Source organism: Streptomyces sp. NPDC087845, from assembly GCF_044742755.1.
Lineage (GTDB): Bacteria > Actinomycetota > Actinomycetes > Streptomycetales > Streptomycetaceae > Streptomyces.
In genome coordinates, this window is record NZ_JBIUVC010000009.1 from 163497 (window position 1) to 189581 (window position 26085).

Annotated in this window: 17 protein-coding genes, 1 tRNA gene and 2 pseudogenes; 8 read left to right on the forward strand and 12 right to left on the reverse strand. The window is 71.4% G+C overall.

The window, feature by feature from the left end; translation table 11 throughout:
* The first annotated feature begins 56 nt into the window (after positions 1–56).
* The gene (locus ACIOMQ_RS23590) at positions 57–1937 is read left to right on the forward strand and encodes a hypothetical protein (RefSeq protein WP_402190195.1); all 1881 of its coding nucleotides are present in this window, start codon (positions 57–59) and stop codon (positions 1935–1937) included.
* Here the strand turns inward: ACIOMQ_RS23590 and ACIOMQ_RS23595 are convergent.
* The 4 genes from ACIOMQ_RS23595 to ACIOMQ_RS23610 all read right to left on the reverse strand — a co-directional run bounded on the left by ACIOMQ_RS23595 (position 1927) and on the right by ACIOMQ_RS23610 (position 9492).
* Positions 1927–4065, reverse strand: coding sequence for a tetratricopeptide repeat protein (locus ACIOMQ_RS23595; protein ID WP_402190198.1), 2139 nt, complete (start codon positions 4063–4065; stop codon positions 1927–1929). The genes ACIOMQ_RS23590 and ACIOMQ_RS23595 overlap by 11 nt on opposite strands.
* A gap of 222 nt (positions 4066–4287) precedes the next feature.
* Entirely contained in the window at positions 4288–5106 is an 819-nt protein-coding gene (locus ACIOMQ_RS23600) for a maleylpyruvate isomerase family mycothiol-dependent enzyme (protein WP_401756254.1), read from the reverse strand.
* Positions 5107–5534: 428 nt separating this feature from the next.
* Positions 5535–7154: a hypothetical protein gene (locus ACIOMQ_RS23605; protein WP_362197120.1), complete on the reverse strand. Its 1620-nt coding sequence runs from the start codon at positions 7152–7154 to the stop codon at positions 5535–5537.
* 184 nt (positions 7155–7338) lie between these two features.
* Positions 7339–9492, reverse strand: a complete 2154-nt coding sequence (locus ACIOMQ_RS23610; RefSeq protein ID WP_402190200.1) for a regulator — start codon at positions 9490–9492, stop codon at positions 7339–7341.
* A gap of 126 nt (positions 9493–9618) precedes the next feature.
* Between ACIOMQ_RS23610 and ACIOMQ_RS23615 the strand changes: the two genes are divergently transcribed.
* The 5 genes and pseudogenes from ACIOMQ_RS23615 to ACIOMQ_RS23635 all read left to right on the forward strand — a co-directional run.
* Positions 9619–10347, forward strand: a complete 729-nt coding sequence (locus tag ACIOMQ_RS23615; RefSeq protein ID WP_402190202.1) for a response regulator transcription factor — start codon at positions 9619–9621, stop codon at positions 10345–10347.
* Between the two features lie 115 nt (positions 10348–10462).
* Positions 10463–12535, forward strand: coding sequence for a sensor histidine kinase (locus ACIOMQ_RS23620; protein WP_402190204.1), 2073 nt, complete (start codon positions 10463–10465; stop codon positions 12533–12535).
* 169 nt (positions 12536–12704) lie between these two features.
* Positions 12705–13190 carry a hypothetical protein gene (locus ACIOMQ_RS23625; RefSeq protein ID WP_402190206.1) on the forward strand — a complete coding sequence of 162 codons (486 nt, stop codon included), beginning with the start codon at positions 12705–12707 and terminating at the stop codon, positions 13188–13190.
* 153 nt (positions 13191–13343) lie between these two features.
* Positions 13344–13991 carry a class F sortase gene (locus ACIOMQ_RS23630; protein ID WP_362196496.1) on the forward strand — a complete coding sequence of 216 codons (648 nt, stop codon included), beginning with the start codon at positions 13344–13346 and terminating at the stop codon, positions 13989–13991.
* A gap of 81 nt (positions 13992–14072) precedes the next feature.
* Positions 14073–14243: pseudogene (locus ACIOMQ_RS23635) on the forward strand (DNA helicase); the annotation flags it as partial.
* On the opposite strand, the gene ACIOMQ_RS23640 reads toward ACIOMQ_RS23635, so the two are convergent.
* From ACIOMQ_RS23640 to ACIOMQ_RS23670, 7 genes are all read right to left on the reverse strand, one after another.
* Complete coding sequence (locus tag ACIOMQ_RS23640) at positions 14231–15070, reverse strand: RimK family alpha-L-glutamate ligase (protein ID WP_401756243.1); 840 nt, start codon at positions 15068–15070, stop codon at positions 14231–14233. The pseudogene ACIOMQ_RS23635 and the gene ACIOMQ_RS23640 overlap by 13 nt on opposite strands.
* Positions 15067–16014 carry a RimK family alpha-L-glutamate ligase gene (locus tag ACIOMQ_RS23645; RefSeq protein WP_402190208.1) on the reverse strand — a complete coding sequence of 316 codons (948 nt, stop codon included), beginning with the start codon at positions 16012–16014 and terminating at the stop codon, positions 15067–15069. Before ACIOMQ_RS23645 ends, ACIOMQ_RS23640 begins: the two co-directional genes overlap by 4 nt.
* Before the next feature lie 505 nt (positions 16015–16519).
* Positions 16520–16909, reverse strand: a complete 390-nt coding sequence (rbsD, locus tag ACIOMQ_RS23650; protein ID WP_362196505.1) for a D-ribose pyranase — start codon at positions 16907–16909, stop codon at positions 16520–16522.
* Complete coding sequence (locus ACIOMQ_RS23655; RefSeq protein ID WP_362196508.1) at positions 16906–17826, reverse strand: ribokinase; 921 nt, start codon at positions 17824–17826, stop codon at positions 16906–16908. Before ACIOMQ_RS23655 ends, rbsD begins: the two co-directional genes overlap by 4 nt.
* 50 nt (positions 17827–17876) lie before the next feature.
* On the reverse strand, positions 17877–19850 hold the full coding sequence (locus tag ACIOMQ_RS23660; RefSeq protein ID WP_362196511.1) for a substrate-binding domain-containing protein: 1974 nt from the start codon (positions 19848–19850) through the stop codon (positions 17877–17879).
* Entirely contained in the window at positions 19840–21423 is a 1584-nt protein-coding gene (locus tag ACIOMQ_RS23665; protein ID WP_401942622.1) for a sugar ABC transporter ATP-binding protein, read from the reverse strand. The genes ACIOMQ_RS23660 and ACIOMQ_RS23665 overlap by 11 nt, the downstream gene beginning before the upstream one ends.
* Positions 21420–22436 carry a LacI family DNA-binding transcriptional regulator gene (locus ACIOMQ_RS23670; protein WP_362196517.1) on the reverse strand — a complete coding sequence of 339 codons (1017 nt, stop codon included), beginning with the start codon at positions 22434–22436 and terminating at the stop codon, positions 21420–21422. Before ACIOMQ_RS23670 ends, ACIOMQ_RS23665 begins: the two co-directional genes overlap by 4 nt.
* Positions 22437–22779: 343 nt before the next feature.
* Between ACIOMQ_RS23670 and sph the strand changes: the two are divergent.
* Positions 22780–23762, forward strand: a pseudogene (sph, locus tag ACIOMQ_RS23675) (sphingomyelin phosphodiesterase).
* A 152-nt stretch (positions 23763–23914) separates the two neighbouring features.
* Here the strand turns inward: sph and ACIOMQ_RS23680 are convergent.
* Positions 23915–24002, reverse strand: a tRNA-Leu gene (locus ACIOMQ_RS23680).
* Positions 24003–24399: 397 nt separating this feature from the next.
* Between ACIOMQ_RS23680 and ACIOMQ_RS23685 the strand changes: the two genes are divergently transcribed.
* Positions 24400–26082 carry a thiamine pyrophosphate-binding protein gene (locus ACIOMQ_RS23685; protein WP_401265731.1) on the forward strand — a complete coding sequence of 561 codons (1683 nt, stop codon included), beginning with the start codon at positions 24400–24402 and terminating at the stop codon, positions 26080–26082.
* Positions 26083–26085: the final 3 nt, after the last annotated feature.

Below are 26085 nucleotides of genomic sequence, written 5' to 3' on the forward strand. Positions count from 1 at the left end.
GGAGTCGCGCCGGTTGACTATCGTGGCCGGGCCGGACTGGAGGAAGGGGCGTGCGGATGGCGTACGGGCGGGCCGAGTGGGTCCGGGTGCCGGTGGGGGACGATGCCGCGCGGTGGGCAACCCGGGGCAAGTGCCTGCGCGTGCTCGTCGTCGTACACAACGTGACCGCCGCGACCCGCCTGCTCGATGTGCTGCCCCTGTTCGACGACGACTGGCGTGTCCAACTGCTGGTGACCTGTACGGGCTCCTCGGCGTTCGCTGCCGGCACGGCGGAGCTGCTTGCCGATACCGGAGTGCCGGTCGTGCCCTGGGAGCAGGCGGCCGAGACGGAGGTGGATCTGGTCATCTCTGCCAGCTTCGGCGGCCAACTGGACGTCTTCTCAGGGAAGTTGGCCATCCTGTCACATGGCGTTGGATACACTAAGAGGCTGGCGACACCGGACACCGGACACCGGACACCGGACACCGGACACCGGACACCGGACACCGGATCGGGGGCGGGGTCGGGGGCGGCGCCTGCGCCCGTTTTCGGGCTGGCCCCGGAGTGGCTCCTTTCGCAGGGCGCGCCCGTCGCGGACGCACTCGTCCTCTCTCACCCCGAGCAGTACGAACGGCTGCGCATCGCCTGTCCCGAGGCCGCGCCGACCGCTGTTCTCGCCGGGGATCCCTGCTTCGACCGGATGCTCGCGGCCCGGCCCCATCGCGATCGCTTCCGCCGGGCGTTGGGCGTGCGGCCGGGCCAGCGGCTCGTTCTGCTCAATTCGACCTGGAGCTCCGACTCGCTCGTCGGCGACGGCGAAGAGGGGCGGGGCGGGGGTGACGTCGTCGCTGCGCTGCTGGATCGGGTCGCCGCGGAGTTCCCCGTGGACGAGTACCGGTTCGCGGCCGTACTGCACCCCAACATCTGGCACGGCCACGGGCCCGGCCAGATTCGTGCCTGGCTCGATCGCGCGCGGCGCGGCGGACTGGCGCTGATCGATCCGCTGAAGGGATGGCGGCAGGCCCTGCTGGCCGCCGATGCCGTCATCGGGGACCACGGTTCCGTCACCTACTACGCGGCCGCCCTCGGCACTCCCGTGCTCCTGGGGGCCGCACCGCTCGACGCCCTCGATCCCGATGCGCCCATCTCCGCGTTCATGCGAGAGGCACCACGGCTCGACCACGAAACGTCACTGGCGGCGCAGATCGAGCAACTCATCGGCGGTCACCGGCCGTTGGCCGGGCCTGCCGAGTTCACCACCTCCGTTCCGGGCGAATCCGCAGTCCGGTTGCGGAGACTCTTCTACGCGATGATGGGTGCACCGGAGCCCGGTCGGCCGGCCTCCCTGAAGCCGCTCGCGCTGCCCGATTTCGAGCCCGGGACGGTCACCCTCCCCCTGCGCGTGCTGTCGCGGGTGACCGGGCCCGGAACGATCGCGGTCACCCGCTGGACAGGGGCGCCGCAGGAGGCGGGCGCGGACGGCGGCAAAGAAGCGCATGTCGCCGTGCACGAGGACACCCGTGACGTGGACCAGTTGGATCTCGCCGATGTCATCTTCCGGAACGGGGCACCCGGCGATCCGCGGTTCGGGTCCCCGTCGGCCTGGACCGCCGAGGTGCTCCGCCGCCATCAAGGCTGCTCGCTCGCGGCCTATGTGACCGGACCGTCCGTGTGTGTGGTCCGGGTGCGCGGCGCGGAGCCGCTGCGAGTGGCGGCGACGCCCACCGCCGATGCGGGTGACATCCGCGGTGCGGACCCCGCCGCGTACGCCTCCGCCCTGTACGCCTGGCTGGCCACGGGCAGCCATGACTCGGCCGCCGTCGCCGCGCGGCTCGCGCAGGCGGTGGCCGAAGGGCTCTCCGTACGGACGGGCGCCCGGCTGCACCGCGTGCGGGTCGAGCCTCTGGCACCCCCGGCTGAGGGGGCACCAGAAGCGGGACGGCCGCTTACGGGGTGACGCAGCGTTCCCGCATACGCCGCAGATGCGAGAGGTGGTACTCCGCGCGCTGGCCGTCGAGCGTGGTGATCGCCTCGTCGATCAGGGGCAGCGCCGCTTCGGTGTCCTCTCCGTCCAGCCAGGTCTCGGCCAGATCGGTGAGCGTCCGGGCCGTGTTGTAGGTGTCACCGCTCGCCCGGAAGCGGCGCAGTGCGGTGCCCAGCCTCTCCCGGGCCTCCTCGCTCCGCCCGAGCCCGCGCAGAGCTCGTCCGCGATGGCGCTCCAACAGGGCCTGGGCGCGCGGCAGATCGGCGGCTCCCTCATCGTGCGCACCCAGCGTGCCCAGGATGTCCCCCGCCTCCTCGAAGCACTCGTACGCCTCCTGGTACCGCCACTGACGCAGCCTCAGCAGGCCCAGGAACTCCACGGCCGAGGCATGGCCTCGCCCGTGGCCGGCCGACTCCTCGGCCCGCGCCGCTGCCAGCGTCTCGGCCTCCGCCTCCTCCCAGCGCCCCAACTCGGTGAACGTATGCGCAAGTTGGGCATGGAGCGCCCCGGCGTCGAGGCTTCCCGGACGATGGCCGTCGACGAGGCGTGCTCCGATGCGCAGCGCCGGCAGCAGCAGCTCGTGATGCCCCGCTTTGAGCTGGAGCGGCCACAGAGACCGGCACAGGCGCACGGCGGTGTCCGGGTCGCCGGACTCCTCGGCACAGCGAACGGCCTCGACCAGATTGCCCGACTCCGCGAGCAGTGCGTCCAGGGCGGCACCCCGGTCCTCGTATCTCTGCCCGGTCCGGTCGTCGGCGGGCTCCGGGACGCGCCAGCTCTCCGGAAGTGCCTGGTGGGCCGCCGATGCCGCCAGGTCGGTATAGGCGAGGAGCGTGCGGGCGAGAGCGGCGGAGCAGGCCGCGATTCCGTCCTCGCGGATCGCCGCCGCCTCGGCGTGTGCCCGGACTCCGGGGCGGTAGTGGTAGCGCCCGTCGTCGCTGCCGCTCCGGCTGCGCTCCAGGAGCATCCGGTCGGCGAGGTCCGCCAGGAGTTCGACCGCGGCAGCGGGGTCCTGGCCGGTGGTCCGTCCGGCCGCCGTGGCGTCGAAGGCGGGCCAGCCGCGCAGCGCCATCAGCCGGTACAGCCTGGCGGCTTCGGGGGTGAGGAGCCGGTAGTTGTCCTCTGCCGCCCCCTGGACCGGGTCGGTGTCGGTGTCGGTGTCGGTCCGACGCGGCGGAAGCGTGGGGGCGGAGAGCCGGTCCGCCGCGGCCCGGAGCGCGTACGGGGATCCGCCGCAGCGCGCGAGCAGCGACGGCAGCGTGGCGCGGGCCGCGGCGACGGTGGACTTGTCGGTGATGTCGGTGAGCAGCCGTACGGCGTCCCGGTCCGTGAGCGGACCGACGGGGACCCGTACGGCGTCGAGACCGGGGAACGGGGTCCGGGCGACCACGATCGTGAAGACCGCGGGCGCCGACGTGAGGAACGGCCTGACCTGCGCCGCCGAGTGCGCGTGATCGAGCACGACCAGGAGTCTGCGGTCCGACACGCAGTGCCGGAAGAACTCACCGAGCCGGTCGGTCGCCGTGGGCATCTCCTCGTCCCGTACGCCCAGTTGGCGAAGCAGCACGCGCAGGACGGTGCCGACGTCGCGTGCGCTCGCGGCGCCCCCGCCGCCGAGGTCCGCGTAGATCTGTCCATCGGGGAAGAGACGGGTCGGCCGGGAACCGAAGTGCACGGCGAGCGTGCTGGAACCCATGCCGTCCGGACCGTGCACCAGGGCGAGGCGGGGCCTTCCGTCCGCACGCCGGGATGCCTCGCGCTGGAGTTGCCTCATCGCTTCCCTGCGGTCCGTGAAGAACCTCACGGAGGCGGGGAGGTGCGACTGCGCGGCCCGCGCCGGATTCGGTCCGCCGTGCACCCTGGACGCGAACGCGTTCCAGGAGGCGGCGAGTTGGGGGTTCGTGCGGATCTGCTCGTGGACCATGCGGGCCACGTCGTCCCGTTCACCCGGCGCCACGGGCGCGGGGACCTCCCGCCCGACGATTCTCCGTACGAAGCCGCCGGTCGACTCCCAGGCCCATTTGCCGGCCTCGTTGGCCATTCCCGAACCAACCGCGCCGAGTACCGCCGAAATTGCCGCCACCGAGGTGGGATCCAGCATGTCGCGCACTCCTCGTTCCCGGTGTTCCGCGCGGTGCGCCCTCCCCGGCACCGCCGCTGCCACCGTGCGGATCAACGTTAGCGGCAGAGAGGTCGGCATCCCCCGGACACGGCGATGGTGATCGTCCCGGTCCGGTACCGGCGGTCCGTTCGGCCGTCCGGCGAGGCGGGTGTCCTGGCGTTCCGGGCGGACGCAGCCGCGCGTGCCGGGCCCGCCCGCCCCTCACGGCGCCGTGAACAGCCTCGGGAAGCGGGGGGCGAGCCAGGGTTTGCGGCCCCAGGCGAGGACGCGGCCGCGGGCCATGGCGCCCCACGGGTCGCAACGGCCGAGTGCCATCAGGAAGAAGGTGACCGGCTCGGTGAGGATGGTGCAGTCCGGGCGGGTGGGCGGCTGCGGGGTGACCGATACGGCGCCGTCGGTGAAGGCGGTGCCGAAGCGGGCGCCGCCCCACAGGCGGATCGTGTAGCGGGCGGTCAGCCCGGCGGTGGCGGCGGCGTCGGTCACCCGGGGCATCGCCGTGGTCAGGAACGGCAGCGACAGCTCGACGCGGGTGCGGTCGATCATGTGCGGGCGGCCCAGCGCACGGGCCAGGTCGTAGCCGTGGCCGAGCATGTGTGTCAGCAGGTACGAGCCCAGCACCGCCCGGCTCATCGGGCCCAGGGGGGTGACCACGGTGGTGTTCTCGTCCGTCGTGCGCCGGCCCACCGCCGCGAGGTATGCCTCCGCGTGCGTCACGATCATCGCGGCCAGCGGATCGGCGGCCCGCTCCTCGAAGGCGGCGAGCGCACGTTCGTTGGCCGCCGCCAGACTCTGCGGTGTTCCGTCCCCATAGGCGCGTTCCCGCCCGGCCGCGATGTCGGCCATCAGCTCGTTGGCCTGCGCCAGATGAGCTGCCGCCTGCCCGACGGTCCACTCCGAGCCGGGCACCGGGACGCTCGTGTCGGCAACCCCGCGCAGCAGCGCGGCGATCTCCTCGGCGGTGGCCCGTATCGCGGCGCCGAGCCCTTCGGGCAACGTGCCCCGTACCTCGTGTCCGGTCACTGATTCCACACTTCTCCCCGACGCGGCCGTGCCCACGCGCCTGGTGCGCGCGTCCCGGCCGCGGCCTCGTCATGGATCACCCGCGGTGCCCGCGGTACACAAGACCAGGCGGCGACGGCTGGGGCAAGGGCCGGGGCACCGGAACGGGAGCGGCGGCCTCCGTGCGCCCCGTCGCGCGATCCCGGCCGCTGGGAGCGCTGCCGGCGGCGGGTTGCGCGGTGCGTTCGCGGACGGGTGGGACCCGCAGGCACGAAGGCACCGCGTTCGGCGCGGTGGTCACGGGTGGCACGACGAGTACCGGGCCGCCGGGTCCGTCCTCACCGCTCGGGCGCGTCCCGGCGTCCGCCGCCGAGCGCGGCAAGGGCGCGCACGCTCCTGAGCTCTGCGCCGCCGCCCGGGCCGGCATCCGTCGTTGCCACCGCCCTGAGCTACCCGTGCTCGGGGCCGTCCCCGCTCGGCGGCGGGTCACCGGTTCCGCGGGGCGAGAACGTCACACGGATCTGCCGGTCCCCGGTCCGTACCGACAGTCCGTCCGTGAGGTCCTCGTCCCCGTCCCGCGCCGTGTCGGTGAGCCAGAGGTTGACGGCCGCGCCCAGAACCACGGCGTCGAGCGGGGGCCGTCGTGTCCCCCACGCCCGCTCGGTGCGCGCCTCCAGTTCGCGGCCGCCGCGCAGGCGGACCAGGCAGCGGGTCGGATCGACCGCCGCGACCAGGACGTTGGCATGCTCGGATCGCCTGCTTTCGCGGTCGGCCCACTCCGTGGCCGGGAGCTCGGCCTCGATCCCGGTCCGGGCGACGACCTCTGCGGCCTGTCTCCACAGCAGGTGGTTCACCTCGTCCGTGACGGCGTAGAAGCCCCTGGCCTCCGTGTGGTCCCCGACGACCAGCGGCCGGCGCCGGACGTCGACGGTTCCCGTCCCGTCGTGGGCGCCGGTGACGTCGTAGGCCGTGGGTGCGGGGTGGTGTGCCGGTTCGGGGGCCGGGACGGGGGCGGGGTGCGGCGCGTGCCGCGGCGTGCGTACGCCCCGCGCCGCCAGGAACGCGTACATCAGTTCCTGTGTCGTCGCACCCGACGTGTCGACGGAAGCGAGCTGCCGGTCGACGACCGGTCTCAGGTCTTCGGGGTGGTAGCGCCGTGCCGCGTCCATGAGCTGGGCGTACACGTCCCCGTCGGGGTCGAGCCGGGGAGCCCGGTGGGCGAACGCGGCGGCGGGTGACGCGGGATCCAGCTCGTCGAGCCCGGTCGCGGCCAGCAGGGTGACCCGGTCGGCGGCGGCCGAGTAGAAGGAGGTGGAGCCGTGGTCGCCCACCACCCAGTCGCTGGCCACCACCGCCGCGCGCCAGCCCTCCTGCGGCGGGATGATCATGAGTCCGGCGTCCATCGCCTCGGCCAGCCGGTCGAACACACCGTCAGGGGTGTGGCGTGCCCAGACGTTGGGGTGGAAGACGGCCGCGACCGCGAACTCGTCGACGGGCAGCGAGGTGACGAGTCGCAGGGGCAGGCCGGGATGGCGGCCGAGGAGCGAGTGGCTGCTCCAGGTCGAGTGGATGACCACCAGCCGGCGTCCGTCGACGGCGCCGAGCCGCGCCCGGTAGTGATCGCGGCGGGACATGCTGGCCCGGATCCGCTGGAAGCACCAGTCGCCGACGGTCACGGCGTACGGAACCGCTTCCGGGCAGGTCGCGGCGAGCCGGTCGATCTGCTCCTGGTGCGAGACCCCGATGGCCGCCGGAACCACCTTGCCCCGCCACATGAGTTCGCGGCGGGACAGCCCGGCGGGCACCCGGGAGTCCCCGGTGGACTCCGCCACCAGACGGTTGTATCCGGCGCCGTGCGGCAGGACCATCAGCGGGGCGTCCAGCCGTCTCATCGTCGGGTGCACCGAGCACGAGACGGCGAGATCGAACGAACGCCGGGTCGCCTCCTCCCAGGTGAGGACCCGTACGCCCAGGGCGCGGAGGTACTCCCCGAGCCCGTCGCCGAAGGCCGAGCCCGGGTTGACGGTGTAGTACTTCTCGATGCCGTCCTCGGCACGCAGCAGGCGCATGACGTCGAGCACCCGCGTCGCGGAGGTGAGGGTGCGTGCCACACCCAGGACGGCGGCCTTCGGCGGCTCCCAGGTGTTCCAGCGGGACCGGGCGGCGGCTCGGCGGCGCAGCTTCGACGGCACCAAGGTCAACAGTGGCTCCGGAACAGTGAAGGGGATGGGCGGTGGCGGTCGTCGGTGCGGGTCACCCGGCCGGTGGTGGTGCCATGCCCAGCCGTCGGCGGAGTTCGCGCAGATGGTGGTCGCAGGCTTCCCGCAGCGGCGTGTCGTCCGTCCGCTCCGCCAGCTCCGCGAGGAGCGAGAGCGCCTGGTCGAGCTTGGCGTACAGCTTGGACCGCGCGGCCTGGTCCGCCGCCGCGACCACGGTCTCGACGGCTCGCCCCCAGCTCTCCAGGCCGATCAGGGCCCGGGCCGCGACCAGGCCGATACGCGGCAGCATGGCATCGTCGCCGCTGTCGCGGGCGGTCGCCGCCGCGCCGTCCAGCACGTCGAGGGCCTCCTGCCAGCGGCCTCCCGCGACCAGGGCCTGCCCGATGTTGTAGCTCTGCACCACGATGCCGTGCCGGTCCTCGCACTCGGTGTTGGCCCGGAGCGCGCGCTCGAAGAGGTGGCGGGCGTCGTCGGGACGCCCGAGGGACAGTGCGATCAGCCCCTGGGTCTCCCACACCACACCGCTCAGCCGGGCATCGTCGACGAGATCGAGCAGGGCGGAAGCGGCCGCCAGCTCGTGTCCGGCCCGTTCGAACTCACCCAGTTCGTACTCGGCGCGGGCCAGCTGGTTGCGTATGCGGACCTCGACGTCCGGTCGGCCCTCCCGCTGGGCGGCCTCGGTCCCGAGGCGGTGCGCGTCGATCCAGTCGGCGTAGTCCTTGCGGCTGTGGTAGAACGCCCACAGCGATTCGCAGAGCCGCCACACGGCGTCGTACCACCGTTCTCCTGCGGCGACGCGGAGCACTGCGACGAGGTTGGCGCGCTCCGCGTCCAGCCAGTCCAGGGCACTGGCCCGGTCGGTGAAGAGCGGTGCACCGGGGCCGAGTTCGGCCAGTGAGCGTGCCGGAGGCGCCTGCAGTCGAAAACGGGTGCCGAGGATCAGCGCGTCCGCGTGTGCTGCCGCTTCGGTGTAGAAGCCGACAACCGCCCCCAGTACGGCCCGGCGCTCCTGCGGGGGAACGTCCGCCGCCCGCAGGCACGCGTGGGTCCGGACGATGTCGTGCAGCCGGTAGCGGGGACCGTCGTCCTGCGCCTCCACGACCACGGCCAGGTGCGCCATGAGCAGGTCCCCAAGGGCGTCGTCGACATGTACCGCACCGGCGGCCCGGAGCGCGGCACCGGTCACCGTCTTCACCGGAAGGAGCCCGAGCAGGCGGTAGAGCTGCCGCGTACGGTCGTCGAATCCGTCGACCACGGTGTCGAGCGCGGCCCCGACGCTTCCCGTACCGGTGTCGCCCGTCATCGCTCCGCCCGTTCGCGTCGTGGTTCCGTCGGTCTCCCGCGACTCCTCGCCCGCGCCGTGTCCGTGCTGGGCGGCGAGGTCACGCACCACGTCGTCGAGGCGCAGCTGGGGGCGGCTGGCGAGCCACTCCCCCACGGCGCGCAGGGCGAGCGGCAACCCGCCGCACAGCCGTACCAGTTCGGCGGCGGCGTCCTCGGCGGCGGTGACGTGCCACCGCCGTACCAATTGCACGCCCGCTCCCACGTCGAGCGGGTCCACGACGATCGACACCGCTCCGTCCATCTCCAGCGAGGGCAGGCGCCTGCGGCTGGTGACGACCAGCAGACCGCTGGGCGGCAGCAGGGGCCGCACCTCCGGGGCATGGTGCGCGTTGTCCGCGACGACGAGCACGGCGCGACCGGCCGTGATGCTCCGGAACAGTCCCGTCCGCTCCGCGAGCCCAGGGGGCACGTACTGGTTGTGCACCCCCAGGGCGCGCAGGAATCCGGCCAGTACCCCGGCTGTGTCGACGGCGCCGTCCCGGCGGTAGTCGTCGAGGTCGACGTACAACTGGCCGTCCGGGCAGTGTTCCTTCACGTCCTCGTTGACCCAGTTCGCCACCAGCTGCGTCTTGCCCACGCCGCCCAGTCCGGTCACCACGACGATGCCGGGCGACCGCTCCACGGAATACGAGGCCGCGACCGCACGGAGGGCGGCGAACTCCGCGGTGCGGTTGACGAAGCAGCGGCTGGGCGGCGGCACCTGGCTCGGTGGCACGCCCGGCGCGCCGGGCGGCAGGACGATCTGTCCGACGTTCCTGGCCATGACCAGCGGACCGGCCACCACCGCGTCCCCGGAGAGGGTGTTGTGCACGGCCCCCTCGTCCTCCGTACCGCAGCTGCTCACCCGTACTCCCTCCCCGGCCGACCCGTGTCTGCGGGTCCAGCCTATGGTCCGGTGATCCGCTCCACGGCCGAACGCGGCGGTCCGACACCGTGAGGGACCCGCGCGAGCTCATCTACGATCGTCCCTGTGTGCGCAAACGTCATAGTCGCCGAAGACGACGAGAAGCAGGCCGAACTCGTACGCCGATACCTCGAACACGAGGGGCACGCGGTCAGAGTCGTCGGGGACGGCCTCGCGGCCCTCGCCGAGGTCCGGCACCGGGAGCCCGATCTGCTGGTGCTCGACGTGATGATGCCCCGGGCGGACGGTCTGGACGTGGTCCGCGTGCTGCGCGCCGAGCACCGGGAGGTGCCGGTGCTGATGCTGACGGCCCGCAGCACCGAGGACGATCTGCTGCTGGGCCTGGATCTCGGCGCGGACGACTATATGACGAAGCCGTACAGCCCGCGTGAGTTGATGGCACGCGTGCGGACGCTGCTGCGCCGCGCCCGGCGGGTCTCGGCGGAGGCCGATCCCGCCGCGGACCAGGCACTGGCGGTGGGTGCGCTGCTGGTCGACCCGGTCCGGCACGAGGTGTCGGTCGAGGGGCGGTTCGTGGAGTGCACGCCCGGTGAGTTCCGGATTCTCGCCGCGATGGCGGCGGAGCCCGAGCGGGTCTTCAGCCGGCAGCGGCTCCTGGAGGAGCTGCACGGCTTCGACCGGTACATCAGCCTCCGCACGGTCGATGTGCACATCATGAACCTGCGGAAGAAGATCGAGCACGCGCCGCGTCGGCCGGTCCGGCTGCTCACCGTCTTCGGTGTGGGGTACAAGCTGACGGATCCGGCCAGGAACGCTTCCCGTGCGTCGTCCTAGCGGGGTGGGTGACGTGCCGGTCCGTCGTGACCGGCGGGCACGGGAGCAGCGCGGTCAGCGGGCGCCGCGCCCTCGTGAGCAACGAATACGTCGTGACCGGCGGGCACGGCTGCCATTGCGCAAGAGTCTGTTCGGCCAGCTGCTCGCGGTGTCGGCGCTGGTGGCGGCGTGTTCGGTGGCCGCCACTGCCTGGCTCGCCGTACAGACCACCTCCGGAGCCATCAAGCAGGAGCAGGGGCAGAATCTCACCGCGGACGCCCGGATCTACAACACCCTGCTCGGATATGCGGCGGCCCACCCCACCTGGGACGGTGTCGACAGCACCGTGCGTGACCTGGCGCGGCAGTCCGGCCGGCGGATCGCCCTCACCACCGAGCAGCGCCGGCCCCTCGCCGATTCCGCCACCCTGCCGTCCCCGCCCGCACTGCCGCCCCAGGCGTCCACGATCATCGATCCGCTCTCCGTGGACACGGCGTTGTCCCAGACGGTGGGCCGGACGGCGAACGCCACGGCCGATCGCGTCGACCCGCGCGCGGTCGGTCCGTTCCGGCTCCCCCGGGCCGAACGCGCGGCGTTGCAGCGTGCCGCCGAACGGAGTGTGGCATGCCTGAGCCGGTCCGGGGTGGCGGCCGACGCGGTCCAGGGACCGAGCGGTCGCCCGCGCATCGAGGTCGTCGGCAATGATCCCGACCGGGTGGACGGCACCCGGTGCTCGTTCGACGACCTGGCCCTCCCGACGGCGACCGAGCGCAAGGCCCTGGGGGAACTCAATCAGCTGGCCAACGCCTGCCTGAAACGTCAGGACCGCACCGGCGTGGAGCTCAATCTGGACCTGTCCTGGGGCGAGCGTCCCCTACCGGTGGCGAACGCACGCGCGGGCACCATGGTGGCCTCCCCCGCGCCGAGCGTCCGGACCGGCGACGACGACCGGGCCACCGCCTCCTGTGTGGGCACGGCCCGTCGCGAGCAGCTCAGTTCCTATGTCGCCTCGCCCGCGCTGCTGTTCATCGGCGACGAGGGCAACACGACCGTGCCCGGCTTCGACCTCTCCCCGGCGAACACGGCGAAGATCGCGGGCGTCGCGGCGCTCGTCCTGGCGCTCACCGTCGGGGCCTCGGTGCTGGCCGGGGCCCGGCTCGTAAGGCCGTTGCGGGCCCTCACCGGTGCGGCACAGCGCATGCGGGACGGGGAGGGCTCCGCGCCCGTGCTGGTCACCGGCGACAACGAGATCGGGCGGCTCGCCGCCGCCTTCAACGACATGGCCGCCCACCGTGCCCGCCTCGAAGGGCAGCGCAAGGACATGGTCAGCGATGTCGCCCATGAACTGCGCACCCCGCTGAGCAATATCCGCGGCTGGCTGGAGGCGGCGCAGGACGGTCTGGCGGAGCCCGATCCGGCGTTCATCTCCTCGCTGCACACGGAGGCCGTGCAGTTGCAGCACATCATCGACGACCTCCAGGATCTGGCCGCGGCCGACGCGGGCGCGTTGCGGCTGCACCCCGAGCCGGTACGCATCGAGGACGTGCTGGGCCAGGTCGCCGCGGCCCACCAGGGGCGGGCCGAGACGGCGGGAGTCACGCTGACGGTCCGCACATCGACAGCCGGGGATCCCCTTCCCGGTCTGACGGCCGACCCGGTCCGGCTGCGTCAGGTCATCGGCAACCTGGTCTCCAACGCTGTGCGTCACACTCCGGCGGGCGGAAATGTCACCTTGCACGCATACGGCTCCGGGGCCGCGGCGGACAAGGGGACGGCGGGTGACGAGACGGCGGGTGAGGAGACGGCGGTGGACGAGGTGGTGGTGGACGTCACCGATACCGGCAGCGGGATCTCGGCCGATGATCTGCCGCATGTCTTCGACCGCTTCTGGCGCGCCGAGAAGTCCCGCAGCCGCCGCACGGGCGGCAGCGGGCTGGGCCTGGCGATCGTACGGAAACTCGTCGAGGCGCACGGCGGCTCGGTGAGTGCGGTGAGCGTCGAGGGGCGGGGCTCGGTGTTCACGCTCCGCCTGCCGGTGGATGCGGCGGGGGCCGAGCCGGGGCCGGAGCCAGGTGAGGCGAATGGCTCGGTTGGGACGAATGGCTCGGGTGAGCCGGGAGGGGAATCGACGGGTCTGCCGGGGAGCGGTGCGGACGGCGGTGGCGGGAGCAGTGCGACCGGAAGCGGAAGAGGTACGAACGGCAACTGAAGCGGTGCGGACGGCGACCGCGGGAGCGGTGCGGATCCGGTCTGATGCGATGACCACAGCGATCTGACAGCTTCTTCATAACTTCACGCCAGCCTGTCGGCACGCCTTGCGCCCGGTGCGAACCGGCATCCGGGCACCACCGAGGCCGACCAGGAATGGAGCCATGCCCATGCCCCACCGTCTGTCCCTCCGTACCGCCGTCCTTGCCGCTGTCGCGGCGGGCGCGGTACTCGTCCCGTCCGCCGCGGCCTTCGCCGACAGCACGCCCAAGCCCACGGCTTCGGCGCCGTCTGTCGAGCGGTCCGCCGCGCCCGCGAAGGCGGTGCAGCCGTCGGCGGTGCCCCGCGGCGGCGTCGCCGCCGGCGACAGCCCGGCACCGGCCGTGCAGCGCGCCGGTGAAAAGGCTCCGGCCGGTACCACTCCGCGTGGCGGCGTAGCCGCCGGCGACAGCCCGGCACCGGCCGTGCAGCGCGCCGGTGAAAAGGCTCCGGCCGGTACCACTCCGCGTGGCGGCGTAGCCGCCGGCGAGCGACCGGCCGGCACCTCGGGCGACCACACCACCGCCCTCGCCGGGTCGGCCGCGGCCGCCCTTCTGGTCGCGGGCGCGGGAACGGTCGTCCTGCGCCGCCGCTCCGCCGCACAGCAGGGCCGCTGAACCGACGACACTTCGGTTCGGTCACCGCGACTGACATCGCACGGCAATTGACCGTGCACGGCAGCCGACCGCGCTCAGCAGCCGGTCTTCTGCGTGGCGCCGCCCCGTACCGGGCGGCGCCACTCCCCTTCTCCGTAACTTCCTGGAGCACCCATGTCCCGTACGCCTCCGCCGTTCTGGCGCGCCGCGCTTCCGGCGCTCGTCTGCCTCGCCCTCACCGGCTGCTCCTCCGCCGCCGTGGACGCTTCGTCCGCCGCACCGCACGGCAAGAGCGGTTCGGCCGGTGCCCCGGACCCGCTCCACTCGTCCGAGGACACCGGGGCCGGGGCACCGGGCAAGCCCGGAAAGCAGGAGACCGCAGCGAGCCCCACCCATGTCAGCATCCCGTCGATCGGGGTGGACAGTGCGCTGATGCGGCTCGGTCTGAACGCGGACGGCACCGTCGAGGTCCCGCCCGCCGACAAGGGCATGACAGTCGGCTGGTACACCGGCGGTGCCGCCCCCGGTGAGCGGGGCGCCGCGGTCCTCATCGGGCACAACGACACCCGCTTCGGCAAGGCCGTCTTCCACGATCTGAAGAAGATCGACAAGGGTGCGGACATCGCGATCCGCAACGACCGCGGAGCGGAGATCCACTTCAGGGTCACCGGTACGGAGACCGTCAGCAAGAAGGCCTTCCCGACCGAGAAGGTCTACGGTTCCGCCAACGGACGCGTCCTGCGTCTCATCACCTGCGACGGCGCCTTCGACGCGCAGGGCCACCCGGTGGACAACCTCATCGTGTACGCCACCCGGAGCTGACGACGGCATCGAGGAACCGTACTGGCGATGACTTCACATCGGCCCAGGGCGTCCCCCAGCACACCCGGAGTGGGCCCGCGCAAGCCGGTGACCCCGGCCGGCATCGACCGGCTCCAGCACGAGTCGGACCTGCTGGCGGAACGCTGCCTGCTGTTCGTCGCATGCACGCGGGCCCGGGACGGGCTGCATGTGTCGTGGTCGGGCACTCCCAGCGAGTTCCTGGTGGAGGCCGGGGCGTGTCAAGCCTCGTAGGCGGGAGGGCCGGGCCGGGGGCGTCGCAGTGCCAGGGCTGCCAGCGCCGCAGGGGCGCCCTTCGGGCCGCGGATACCCGGGAAGGCGTTGATGTCGACGACGACGGGCGCCCCCTCGCGGTCCAGCAGGTCGACACCGTAGACATCCAGGCCGAAGACCTCTCCCGTGTGAAGGGCGAGTCCGGTCCAGGCCTGCGGCAGGTCACGGACCAGTGGCGCAGACTGGGCACCGTCCGGCGGGGCCCCCACGGGTGCGGGGCGCACCCCCGCGAACACCTCCCCCGCGATCACCCACAGCTTGTGGTCCCAGCCGCTGTTCGCGACGAACTCCTGTAGGACGACGGGCTCGTCGGACCACTTGGCGGCAAGGTCCCGGAGCTCGGACGGACCGTCCACGCGGGCCACCAGGTCCCGGCGCCGGCTGTGGCGGCTCTTGACCATGAGCGGATAGCCGCTCTCCGGCTGCTCCGCTCCGTGGAGGGCTTCGGACAGCGCGTCCAGGGTCCGTGTCCGGGGCATCGGCAGGCCGGCGCCTTCCGCCACGGCGGCGATCCGGCTCCTGTCCTGGCACAGCTCCGTCGCGGCAGCGGAGTTCACCACCCGGGCGCCGTGTGCTTCGAGGAAACGTGCCAGCGCCAGTGCCCGGGGGGTATGAGCCTTGAGGAGGTAGACATCGTCGAGATCGTCCGGGGTCACCAGTTCCGACGGGGATCCGGTTCCGGTGTCCGGGTTCAGGAACGCCACGCGGTGCTCCGCCTCGACCAGTGTGGAAGAGGCTGCGGCGAGCAGCGGATGGTCCGGCTTGTCGGTCAGCAGACACACCCTCATATCTGCGCGGCTCCCGGCACGGCTGCCAGCATGCCCGCTTCGGGGCCGGGGACGGGGTGCGTTTGATGCAGTCCATGGGGGATTTGCGGCTGCGCGGGGATGCGCGGAGCAGGGGTGAGCATGCCCGCCCTGGCAGCGCCGCCCATCCTGGCCAGGTCGAGGACGGCTCCGGCCAACCGGGATACGGCGTCGGGGACCTGGCGGAAGCTCGGGAAGTCGTTGATGTCGACGATCACGGGGCCGTCGGGGCCGAGCACCACGTCGATGCCGTACAGATCGAGGCCGAAGACCGCTCCCACCTTCGCCGCCACTGCGGCCACCTCGGCGGGCAGGGGGACGGCTCCCTCGTCGACCGGCCCGTCCGGGTGGAGCGGGGAGCGGCGCAAGGTCGCGTGGAACTCGCCCGCGAGACAGTAGACCTTCAAGTCGGAGCCCGAGTTGGACACGTAGGGCTGTGCGATGAGTTGCCCCTCTCCCGCCTGCTCCTCCTCCGCCAGCCGCCCGGGGTCCGACACGAGCCGCACCCCGCGCCCCGAGCTGCCGTCGGCGGGCTTGACCACCAGGGGGAAGAGCTCGTCGGGAACATCTGCGAACAGCGTGGCCCTCGGTGCCGAATAGGTCACCGGAACCGGTAGCCCGTGCTGTCGCGCGATGACGGAGGTGAGGACCTTGTCCCGCACCGCGCGGATCGACCGCGCATCGTTCACCGTGGTCAGGCCCACAGCCGCCGCGGCCTCCAGCAGGGTGAGCCCGGGGCCGCCGGACACGGTCTTGAGTACCCAGGCGTCATGGGTCCCCGCCCGCACCTCTTCCGAGATCCGCAGTAGTGAGCCGCCGGGGCGCACCACGTCCACCTGGTGTCCCCACGACGACAGTCGTCGGACCACGTCAAGCGGCATGCCGTCATGCCGGTACAGCTCTTCGACGAGGAAGCAGAGCTTCATCCCAATACCCCTCGGTGCCCTATAAGTGATGAGGGCACAACGGTGCCTTGCAGTGCTCCTCCGAACACCACCAAAGAGGAAACGCTACGTCACGCTCGCCCCAAAGCAACCGCCACCGGGTGTTACTGATGGTGCGTTGCCTCATCCAAACAGATCTCCGTCGGGCGCGGTCACGGAGTGGATGGCATCGCACCGGCCGAGTCCGTCACGGGGCACAGAGTACGGATCTGTCTTGAGGGGCCGGCATCGTGGCGCGCACGGGCCGACGCGTGGGCGCGCACGGGGACACGAGAGGGGTGGGTTGGGCGGGGGGGTCTGTCAGTGCTGTCGACGGTTCAGCGGGATCGTCTTCGTCAGCGCATACACGTGATGGGCCGCCAGAAACCGCCAAGAGGGATGCGGCCCGTCAGCAGTGCGGACTCGCCGTGATCGCGCCAGAGACCGCGGTGACCACCGCGCGAACCCGTCGTCCGGTATTCGCACGACGGGTGCCTGCCGGACTTCGTCAGAAGAAGACCCCGCACCGCAGCAGCACGTTCGCGTACGGCCGTGCCTCGCCCGTACGCACCACCAACCGGGCATCCGCCGAGAGTGCCTTCAGCTCGTCGTGCGGTACGTGGGCGAGTTCCGGGAGTCGCTCGTCCAGGAGGCGTGCGGCCTCCGGGTTCGCCTCCCGCACCTCGTGCGCCGCCGTCGCGCCCTCCACCACCAGTTCCTCCAGCAGCCCGTCGAGCACCTCGGCGAACGAGGGGACGCCGGCCCGGAAGGCCAGATCGACGAGCCGGGGGCCGGCCGGGACGGGCATGCCCGCGTCACAGATGAGCACCCCGTCGCCATGACCCAGTTCGGCCAGTGCCCCGGCGAGATGACGGTTGAGGATTCCTGCCTTCTTCACGGCGCCGGGACTTCCTCCGCGGTCGGGAAGGACGCCTGCGCGCCCTGCCTGGTGACGGCCGCGGCGCCGACCCTGACGGCGAACGAGGCGGCCTCGGTGAGCTGCTCCCCCAGGCCGAGGCGCCAGGCCAGGGCGGCGGTGAACGCGTCGCCCGCCCCCGTCGTGTCCACCGCCTCGACCTCGGGGCTCGGTACGGGGACGACGTCGCCCGTACGGGCGTCGGCGACGAGCGCGCCCGCCGCACCCAGTGTGATCACGACCGATTGCGGGCCGAGCCCGAGCAGTGCACGTGCCCACTCCTGAGGCGTGGCGCCTGCCGCTTCCCCCAGCATGTAGCGCGCCTCGTGCTCATTGACCACCAAGGGGTCGCAGGCGGCCAGCACGTGGTCGGGCAGGGGAGCGGGCGGAGACGGGTTCAGGACCAGCCGGGTGCCGGGTGACATGGCACCGGCCACCGCGGCAACCGTCTCCAGCGGAATCTCCAGCTGTACGGAGACGACCCGCGCCGCCTCGAAGAGCGGGCCCGCTGCCCGGATGTCCTCCGGGGTCAGCCGGGCATTGGCCCCCGGCGACACCACGATGCTGTTGTCGCCGGAGGGGTCCACGGTGATCAGCGCGACTCCGGTCGGTGCCCCGCCCACGAGGACGCCCTCGGTGTCCACCCCCGCCGCCCGCTGCGATTCGAGCAGCAGGCGGCCGTGGGCGTCGTCACCGACCCGGGCCAGCAGGGCGGTGGCGGCCCCGAGGCGGGCGGCGGCCACCGCCTGGTTTCCTCCCTTGCCGCCCGGGTGGACGGCAAGATCGGAACCGAGCACGGTCTCACCGGGGGCCGGACGGCGTTCGACACCGATGACCAGGTCGGCGTTGGCCGAGCCCACGACCAGCAGGTCGTACCGGTGGTGGTCGTTGACGTGCATTGTTCCTGCTTTCCGAGGTCGGACGCTGTTCAGGCGCGTTCAGGCGCTGCTCAGGAGAAGTCGGCGACGTTCTTCTCGGTGACCACCTTGACCGGCACCTTCACCGTGCTGTCGACCTTCTTGCCCTCGGCGGCCCGTACCGCGTTCTGCACGGCGATCTTGCCCAGTTCCTTCGGCTGCTGGGCCACCGACGCGTACAGCGTGCCTGCCCCGACCGCCTTCAGGCCGTCCGGAGTTCCGTCGAATCCGACGACGGACACCGACTTTCCTGCCTTGCTGCCGAGTGCCTTGACCGCGCCGAGTGCCATCTCGTCGTTCTCGGCGAAGACTCCGGTGATACCGGGGTGGGACTGGAGCAGATTGGTCATGACGTCCAGCCCCTTGGTGCGGTCGAAGTCCGCGGGCTGCTCGGCCACGACCTTGATGCCGGGGTACGCCTTGATCCCCTCGGCGAAGCCCGCTCCGCGCTCGCGGCTGGCGGACGTACCCGCGGTGCCCTGCAGGATGACGATGCTTCCCTTGCCGCCGAGCTTGTCGGCCAGCGTCTTCGCGGCGAGTTCGCCGCCCGCGACGTTGTCGGAGGCGACGAGCGCCGCGGTCTGCGCCTTGTTGACGCCTCGGTCGGCGGCGATCACCGGGATGTCCGCCTTGTTGGCGCCCCGGACGGCGGGGCCCGCCGCATCCGAGTCCACCGGGTTGACAATGATGGACTTCACTCCGGAGCTCGTGAAGTTCTGGAGCTGGTTGGCCTGTTGCGAGGCGTCGTTCTGTGCGTCGGTGACGGTCAGGTCGACTCCGGCCGCCTTCGCCTCCGCCTGGGCGCCCGCCTTCATCTGTACGAAGAAGGGGTTGTTGAGCGTGGACAGTGACATGCCCACCTTCGTGTTGCTGCCGGACGAGCCGGCGTTGAAGTAGGAGATCCCGCCCACGACGAGGGCCACGCACACCGCGGCGATCCCGAACTTGACCGCTCCCGCTCCCTTGCGCCCGGATCCCGGCGACCCCGGTGCGCCGGCGGAACCGGTCGGGGAAGCGGCCTTGGACCCGGCCTTGCGGCGCAGCGTGTCGAGCAGCACCGCGAGGGCGATGACGACACCGATGACGACCTGCTGCCAGAAGGCGGACACCGACAGGAGGTTGAGTCCGTTGCGCAGCACGGCGAGGATGAGCGCGCCGATCAGGGTGCCGGACGCCTTGCCGACGCCGCCTGCCAGGCTGGCGCCGCCGATGACGACCGCGGCGATCGCGTCGAGTTCGTACCCCTGCGCGGCCTGCGGCTGGGCAGAGGTCAGACGGGACGCGAGGACGATGCCCGCGACCGCGGCGAAAAGGCCGGACAGGGCGTAGATCGCCAGCTTCTGCCGCTTGACGCGCAGTCCGGAGAGCCGGGCCGCCTCTTCGTTGCCGCCGATCGCGTACATCGAACGGCCGATGTAGGTGCGGGCCAGGATCAGTGCCGTGATCAGGCCCATCGCGATCATCACGAGGACCGGGACGGGCAGCCAGCCGCCGAGCGTGTTGCCCAGCACGGAGACCGAATCGGGGAAGGCGATCGGGCTGCCCTGGGAGATGACCAGGGACAGGCCGCGCGCGATGGAGAGCATGGCCAGTGTCGCGATGAACGGCGGCAGTTTGCCGTACGAGACGAGGGCGCCGTTGACGAACCCGCAGGCGATGCCCGTCGCGACGGCGAGGATGACCGCCAGCCAGACCGGTACGCCTTCCGAGGTCGCCGACCAGGCGAGGACGGTCGCGGAGAGCGCGGCCACCGAACCCACGGACAGATCGATGCCGGCCGAGACGATCACGAAGGTGACGCCGAACGCGAGGATCGCGGTGACGGCGGCCTGCACACCGACGTTCAGGAGGTTCTGTGTGGTCAGGAAGTCGCCGGAGAGCAGCGACATCGCCACCAGCAGGACGACCAGGGCACTCAGGGCGCCGTTGTCGAGCAGGAGGCGGCGGACCGTTCGGCCAGCGGCGCCACTCGCGCCCGTAGTGCTCTTGAGCGTGTCAGTGGCCACGGGGGCTCTCCTCTTCGTTCACAGCCGGAGTTGTTGGGGATGGTGTCGCCGAGGGCGTCGTGGGAGGTGCGGGAGACGGTGGGGCGGGTGCGCCGACGGCGAGTGCCATCACCGCGTCCTGGGTGGCTTCGTGTGCGGGGAGTTCTCCGGCGATGCGGCCCTGGGCCATGACCAGCACCCGGTCGCTCATGCCGAGGATTTCGGGCAGGTCGCTGGAGATCATCAGAACGGCGTGGCCGGAGGCCGTCAGCTCGTTGATGAGCTGGTAGATCTCGACCTTGGCGCCGACGTCGATGCCGCGCGTCGGTTCGTCGAGGATGAGCACTCTGGTGTCGGCGAGCAGCCACTTGCCGATGACGACCTTCTGCTGGTTGCCACCCGAGAGGGTGCGGACGTGCTGGCCGAGGCCCGCCATCCGTACGCCGAGCTGCTCGGCGATCCGGGCGGCGGCCGTGCGCTGCCCCTTGAGGTCCACGAGCCCGGAGCGGCTCGCCGAGCGCAGGGTGACCAGGCCGAGGTTCTCCTGCACGGAGGCATCGAGCACCAGGCCCTGGGCCTTGCGGTCCTCGGGCACGAGGCCGATCCCGGCCCCCATGGCCGCGGGCACGTCGTGTCCGGTCAGCCGCTCGCCGCGGACATCGACAGTGCCCGCGTCGTAGGGGTCCGCGCCGAAGACGGCCCGGGCGACCTCCGTACGTCCGGCGCCGACGAGGCCGGCGAGGCCGACGACCTCGCCCGCGCGCACCTCGAAGCTGACGTCGTGGAAGACGCCGTTGCGGGTCAGCCCGCGGACGGAGAGCAGGGGGTCGCCGGTCTTCGGCCGCTCCCGCGGGTACTGCTGCTCGATGCCGCGTCCCACCATCAGCCGCACGAGCTCCGCCTCGGGTGTCGAGGCGGGCACCTGGTCGATGCTGCGCCCGTCGCGCAGCACCGTGACCCGGTCGCCGAGGGCTGCGATCTCGTCCAGGTGGTGGGTGATGAAGATGACCCCCACGCCCTCTTCGCGCAGTTGCCGCACGATACGGAAGAGCTTCTCGACCTCCTCGGAGGTGAGTACCGCCGTCGGCTCGTCCATGATCAGGACGCGTGCGTCCAGGCTGAGCGCTTTGGCGATCTCCACCATCTGCAGCCGGGCGATGCCCAGTTCGCGCACCTTGGCCTTCGGCGAGACATGCAGGCCGACCCGGTGCAGGAGCACCTCGGCGTCCGCCTCCATGCGGCGCCGGTCGATCATCCCGAAGCGGCGCGGCTGGCGGCCGAGGAAGATGTTCTCGGCGACCGTGAGATCGGGTACCAGGTTGAACTCCTGGTAGATCGTGGCGATTCCGAGCCGTTCGGCGTCCTGTGCGCTGTGGATGCGGACTTCACTGCCCCGGGCGAAGATCCGACCGCCGTCGGGCCGGTAGGCGCCGGAGAGCATTTTGATGAGGGTGCTCTTGCCCGCTCCGTTCTCACCGAGCAGTACGTGCACTTCGCCGCCGCGCAGATCGAAGTCGACGCTGTCCAGCGCGACCACACCGGGGAAGGTCTTGCGAACGCCTTCGATGCGCAGCAACTCGCCCTGAGTGCTCACAGGTTGATCCTCCGGTTCGGGTCGTGCTCGCCGCAGGAACTGCGTACGACGAGGCGGGCGGGAAGGGTCACGGACTGCGGGGACCGTCCCTCGACGATGTCCACCAGCGCGCGTACGGCGGCGCGGCCGAGTTCACCCGTCGGCTGGGCGATCGCCGTGATCGGCGGATCGGTGTGCACGAACCACGGGATGTCGTCGAAGGCCGCGAGCCCGATGTCCTGCGGTACGCGGAGCCCGCGTGCGCGGATCGCGTCCAACGCGCCGAGCGCCATCAGATTGTCGGCGGCGAATACGACCTCGGGCGGTTCGGGGAGGGCCAGAAAGCGTTCGGTGACCCGGCGCCCGCTGTCCGCCTGGAAGTCGCCCTGGCCGATGCAGTCGTCGGCGAGCGCGAGCCCGTGGTCGCGCAGCGCCTCACGGAAGGCTTCGACCCGCTCGTTGCCCGTGGTGGTGGCCGCCGGGCCCGCGATGATCGCGAGTCTGCGGTGGCCGAGGCGGTGCAGGTGGGCGACCAGGTCCCGGATGGCTTCGCGGCCGTCGGCACGCACCACGGGAACGTCCGCGCCCTGGATCCAACGGTCCACGAACACCACCGGCGTGCCGTCGCCCGCTCCACCCGGCACGAGCGGGGAGCTTCCGTCGGCCGGGGAGACGAGAAGTCCGTCGATCCGGCGGTCGAGGAGGGTGCGGATGTGGTGTTCCTGCAGGTCGGGCTGCTCGTCGGCATTTCCGATGATGACGCTGTAGCCGAGTGCGCGGGCCTCTTCCTCGACGAAGCGGGCCAGTTCGGTGAAGTACGGGTTGAGTACGTCGCTGATGACCAGGCCGAGGGTGCGCGTCTGATCGGTGCGCAGCGAACGGGCGACGGCGTTGGGCCGGTAGCCGAGGGCGTCGACAGCGGCGAGGACGCGTCTGCGCGCGTCGGGGCTGACGGAGGGATGGCTGTTGAGAACGCGGGAGACCGTGGCGACGGACACTCCCGCCTCGGCCGCGACATCCTTGATGCTCGCCATTTCCGGACCACCTCCTTGTGGTTTCCGTGAGCCTCGAAACCAGCGGTCCAGAGCCGTGGAATCGATTACACGGATGATTGGAATCGATTACATGGCCGAAAACAAGACTCCCCTGGATGCCCGAGATCGGATCGTGACGAAGAGGAGGTCCGCGGGGCGGAGCCCCGGACGCCTGCGACGGGACGCGGTGGACCTCCACCGCCGTTGGTGCGCCGATGGAGAGACTCCCGACATCCGGCGTCTACCCATGGGTAACTCCCGCTGATTGGATGTGTGTCACCCCGCACACCCCCGCTCCGGCACCCCTCGGCCCGCAACCCCGCACCCAGAATCAGGAGACCCCGTGCCGCTCACCGTGCTCCGCCGCACCTCCGGCGTGACCCTGTCCCCGCGCTCGCCGCCGTCACGCTGATCACCCACGCCCCTCAGGCGTCCGCGACCGACGTCCCGTCCCTGCGGGTACTCACGTACAACACGTTCCTCATGAGCAAGAACCTCTACCCGAACTGGGGGCAGGACCACCGGGCCGCGGAGATACCGAAGGCGTCCTTCTTCCAGGGCCAGGACGTGGTCGTGCTCCAGGAGGCGTTCGACAACTCCGCCTCCGACGCGCTGGCACGGAACGCGTCCGCGCAATACCCGTATCGGACACCGGTGGTGGGCCGGAGCAGGACCGGCTGGGATGCCACGGGCGGCGCGTACTCGGCGACCACTCCGGAGGACGGCGGGGTCACCTTACTGAGCAAGTGGCCGATCGTCCGCAAGGAGCAGTACATCTACAAGGACGCCTGCGGCAGCGACTGGTGGTCCAACAAGGGCTTCGTCTACGCCGAACTGAACGTCAACGGCGCCAAGGTCCACGTGGTGGGGACACACACGCAGTCGACCGACTCCGGTTGCAAGGCGGGCGAGGCGGCACAGATGCGCAGTCGGCAGTTCAAGCAGATCGACGCCTTCCTCGACGCCAAGAACATTCCCGCTTCCGAGCAGGTCGTCGTGGCCGGCGACCTGAACGTCGACTCACGCTCCCCCGAGTACGCGTCGATGCTCGCCGACGCCGGACTGACCGGAGCCGACGCCCGCACCGGGCACCCGTACTCCTTCGGCACCCAGGACAACTCGATCGCCACCGACCGCTACCCCGACGACCCCCGCGAGGATCTCGACTACGTCCTCCACCGTGCCGGGCACGCGAAGCCGGCCGGCTGGACGAACGAGGTGGTCAAGGAGCAGAGCGCACCCTGGACCGTCTCCAGCTGGGGCACGGACTACACGTACACGAACCTCTCCGACCACTACCCGCTGACCGCCTACGCGGCGCGGTAGCGGAACGCTCTCGCCCGGGGTCGTGCGACGGCCCCGGGGCTCACGCATTTTCCCGGGGCCGTTCCCGTGCCACCACGCCGCCGTACCGCCGCCCCGCCGTGCGACCACCACTCCGGAAACGCGAAAGACCCCAGATCAACTGGGGTCTCTGCTGGTGTCCGAGGGGGGACTTGAACCCCCACGCCCGATAAAGGGCACTAGCACCTCAAGCTAGCGCGTCTGCCATTCCGCCACCCGGACCAGGTGGTCGGCCCCGGTTTCCCGCGGCGACATGGAAAACAATACCAGGGGTTCAGGGTGCCTCTCACCTGCGTTTCCGGTGGTCAGTGCGGTGCGGTGGACATCCTTGGCGCCATCCGGCGCACCGCACCCCGACGCATGCACGATCCGTGTCGCCATGCGTACGCACGGTGCCCGCCAGCCACTTCACAGCGCCAGGCGGAGGTCGGGGAGGTTCCGTCGCAGCCCCTCCGACCGCGCCGGCCGCGAAAGTGCCGCACACCCCCTGGACACCGCCCACCGGATGCGGGATAACAAGGTTCATACAGTATTCGTCGACTGTATGCAATGTCCGGCGGGTACGGAGTCCGCACCCCCGCGAGCGGAATCCGCCCCCTACGAAGGGACAGGGATCGCCATGCCCGAGGACAGCCAGGAATTCATTTCCGGTGGGCACTTGGTCGCCAAGGCGTTGAAGGCCGAGGGGGTGGACCGCATCTACACCCTGTGCGGCGGCCACATCATCGACATCTACGACGGCTGTGTGGACGAGGGCATCGAGGTCGTCGACGTACGCCACGAACAGGTCGCCGCCCATGCCGCCGACGGGTACGCCCGGATCACCGGAAAGCCCGGCTGCGCCGTCGTCACCGCCGGGCCCGGGACGACCGACGCCGTGACAGGGGTGGCGAACGCCTTCCGGGCCGAGTCCCCCATGCTGCTGATCGGTGGTCAGGGGGCGCGCAGCCAGCACAAGATGGGCTCGCTGCAGGACCTGCCGCACGTCGAGATGATGTCTCCCATCTCCAAGTTCGCGGCCACCGTGCCCGACACCGAGCGCGCCGCGGACCTGGTGTCGATGGCGTTCCGGGAGTGCTACCACGGCGCGCCGGGGCCGTCCTTCCTGGAAATCCCGCGCGATGTACTGGACGCCAAGGTGCCGGTGGCGAAGGCCCGGGTACCGCAGGCCGGGCGGTACCGGGCCTCGACCCGTACGGCGGGCGATCCCGAAGCCGTCGAGAAGCTCGCCGACCTCCTCGTGCATGCCGAGAAGCCGGCCGTCCTGCTGGGCAGCCAGGTGTGGACGACCCGGGCGACGGAGTCCGCGGTGGAACTGGTACGCACCCTGAACGTCCCCGCGTACATGAACGGGGCCGGCCGCGGCACCCTGCCGCCGGGCGATCCGCACCACTTCCAGCTGTCGCGGCGGTACGCCTTCGCCCACGCCGATCTGATCGTGATCGTCGGGACACCGTTCGACTTCCGGATGGGATACGGCAGGCGGCTCTCCCCCGACGCCACCGTCGTGCAGATCGACCTCGACTACCGCACCGTCGGCAAGAACCGGGACGTCGACCTCGGTATCGTCGGCGATGCGGGGATGGTCCTGAGGGCCGTGACGGAGGCGTCGAGCGGGCGGCTGAACGGCGGGGCCGTCAAGCGCAAGGCCTGGCTGGACGAGCTCCGGGCCGCCGAACAGAGCGCGATCGAGAAGCGGTTGCCGAGTCTGAGGTCGGACGCCTCGCCGATCCACCCGTACCGGCTGGTCGGCGAGATCAACGAGTTCCTCACCGAGGACTCGATCTACATCGGCGACGGCGGCGACATCGTGACCTTCTCCGGTCAGGTCGTGCAGCCCAAGTCGCCCGGCCACTGGATGGATCCGGGACCGCTCGGCACGCTCGGTGTCGGTGTGCCGTTCGTGCTGGCGGCGAAGCAGGCCCGCCCCGACAAGGAGGTCGTGGCGCTCTTCGGCGACGGCGCGTTCTCCCTGACCGGCTGGGACTTCGAGACACTGGTCCGCTACAACCTCCCGTTCGTCGGAATCGTCGGCAACAACTCCTCGATGAACCAGATCCGTTACGGCCAGAGAGCCAAATACGGGGAAGCGCGCGAGCGGGTCGGCAACACCCTCGGCGATGTCCCCTACGACAAGTTCGCCCAGATGCTGGGCGGTTACGGGGAAGAGGTGCGCGACCCCGCCGGCATCGCACCCGCGCTGCGACGCGCCCGTGAGTCGGGGCTGCCGTCGCTGATCAACGTCTGGGTCGACCCCGACGCGTACGCCCCCGGAACCATGAACCAGACCATGTACAAGTAGCAG

Excerpts from the sequence above, each read along its gene's own strand:
- ACIOMQ_RS23605 (WP_362197120.1), bottom strand. The coding sequence starts at position 7,154 with ATGCGCCTGCTGCGTGCCGAGGACGGCATCGAGAAGTACTACACCGTC.
- ACIOMQ_RS23640 (WP_401756243.1), bottom strand. The coding sequence starts at position 15,070 with ATGAGGGTGTGTCTGCTGACCGACAAGCCGGACCATCCGCTGCTCGCC.
- ACIOMQ_RS23595 (WP_402190198.1), bottom strand. The coding sequence starts at position 4,065 with ATGCTGGATCCCACCTCGGTGGCGGCAATTTCGGCGGTACTCGGCGCG.
- ACIOMQ_RS23630 (WP_362196496.1), top strand. The coding sequence starts at position 13,344 with ATGTCCCGTACGCCTCCGCCGTTCTGGCGCGCCGCGCTTCCGGCGCTC.
- ACIOMQ_RS23625 (WP_402190206.1), top strand. The coding sequence starts at position 12,705 with ATGCCCCACCGTCTGTCCCTCCGTACCGCCGTCCTTGCCGCTGTCGCG.
- ACIOMQ_RS23590 (WP_402190195.1), top strand. The coding sequence starts at position 57 with ATGGCGTACGGGCGGGCCGAGTGGGTCCGGGTGCCGGTGGGGGACGAT.
- ACIOMQ_RS23645 (WP_402190208.1), bottom strand. The coding sequence starts at position 16,014 with ATGAAGCTCTGCTTCCTCGTCGAAGAGCTGTACCGGCATGACGGCATG.
- ACIOMQ_RS23655 (WP_362196508.1), bottom strand. The coding sequence starts at position 17,826 with ATGCACGTCAACGACCACCACCGGTACGACCTGCTGGTCGTGGGCTCG.
- ACIOMQ_RS23670 (WP_362196517.1), bottom strand. The coding sequence starts at position 22,436 with ATGGCGAGCATCAAGGATGTCGCGGCCGAGGCGGGAGTGTCCGTCGCC.
- ACIOMQ_RS23685 (WP_401265731.1), top strand. The coding sequence starts at position 24,400 with ATGCCCGAGGACAGCCAGGAATTCATTTCCGGTGGGCACTTGGTCGCC.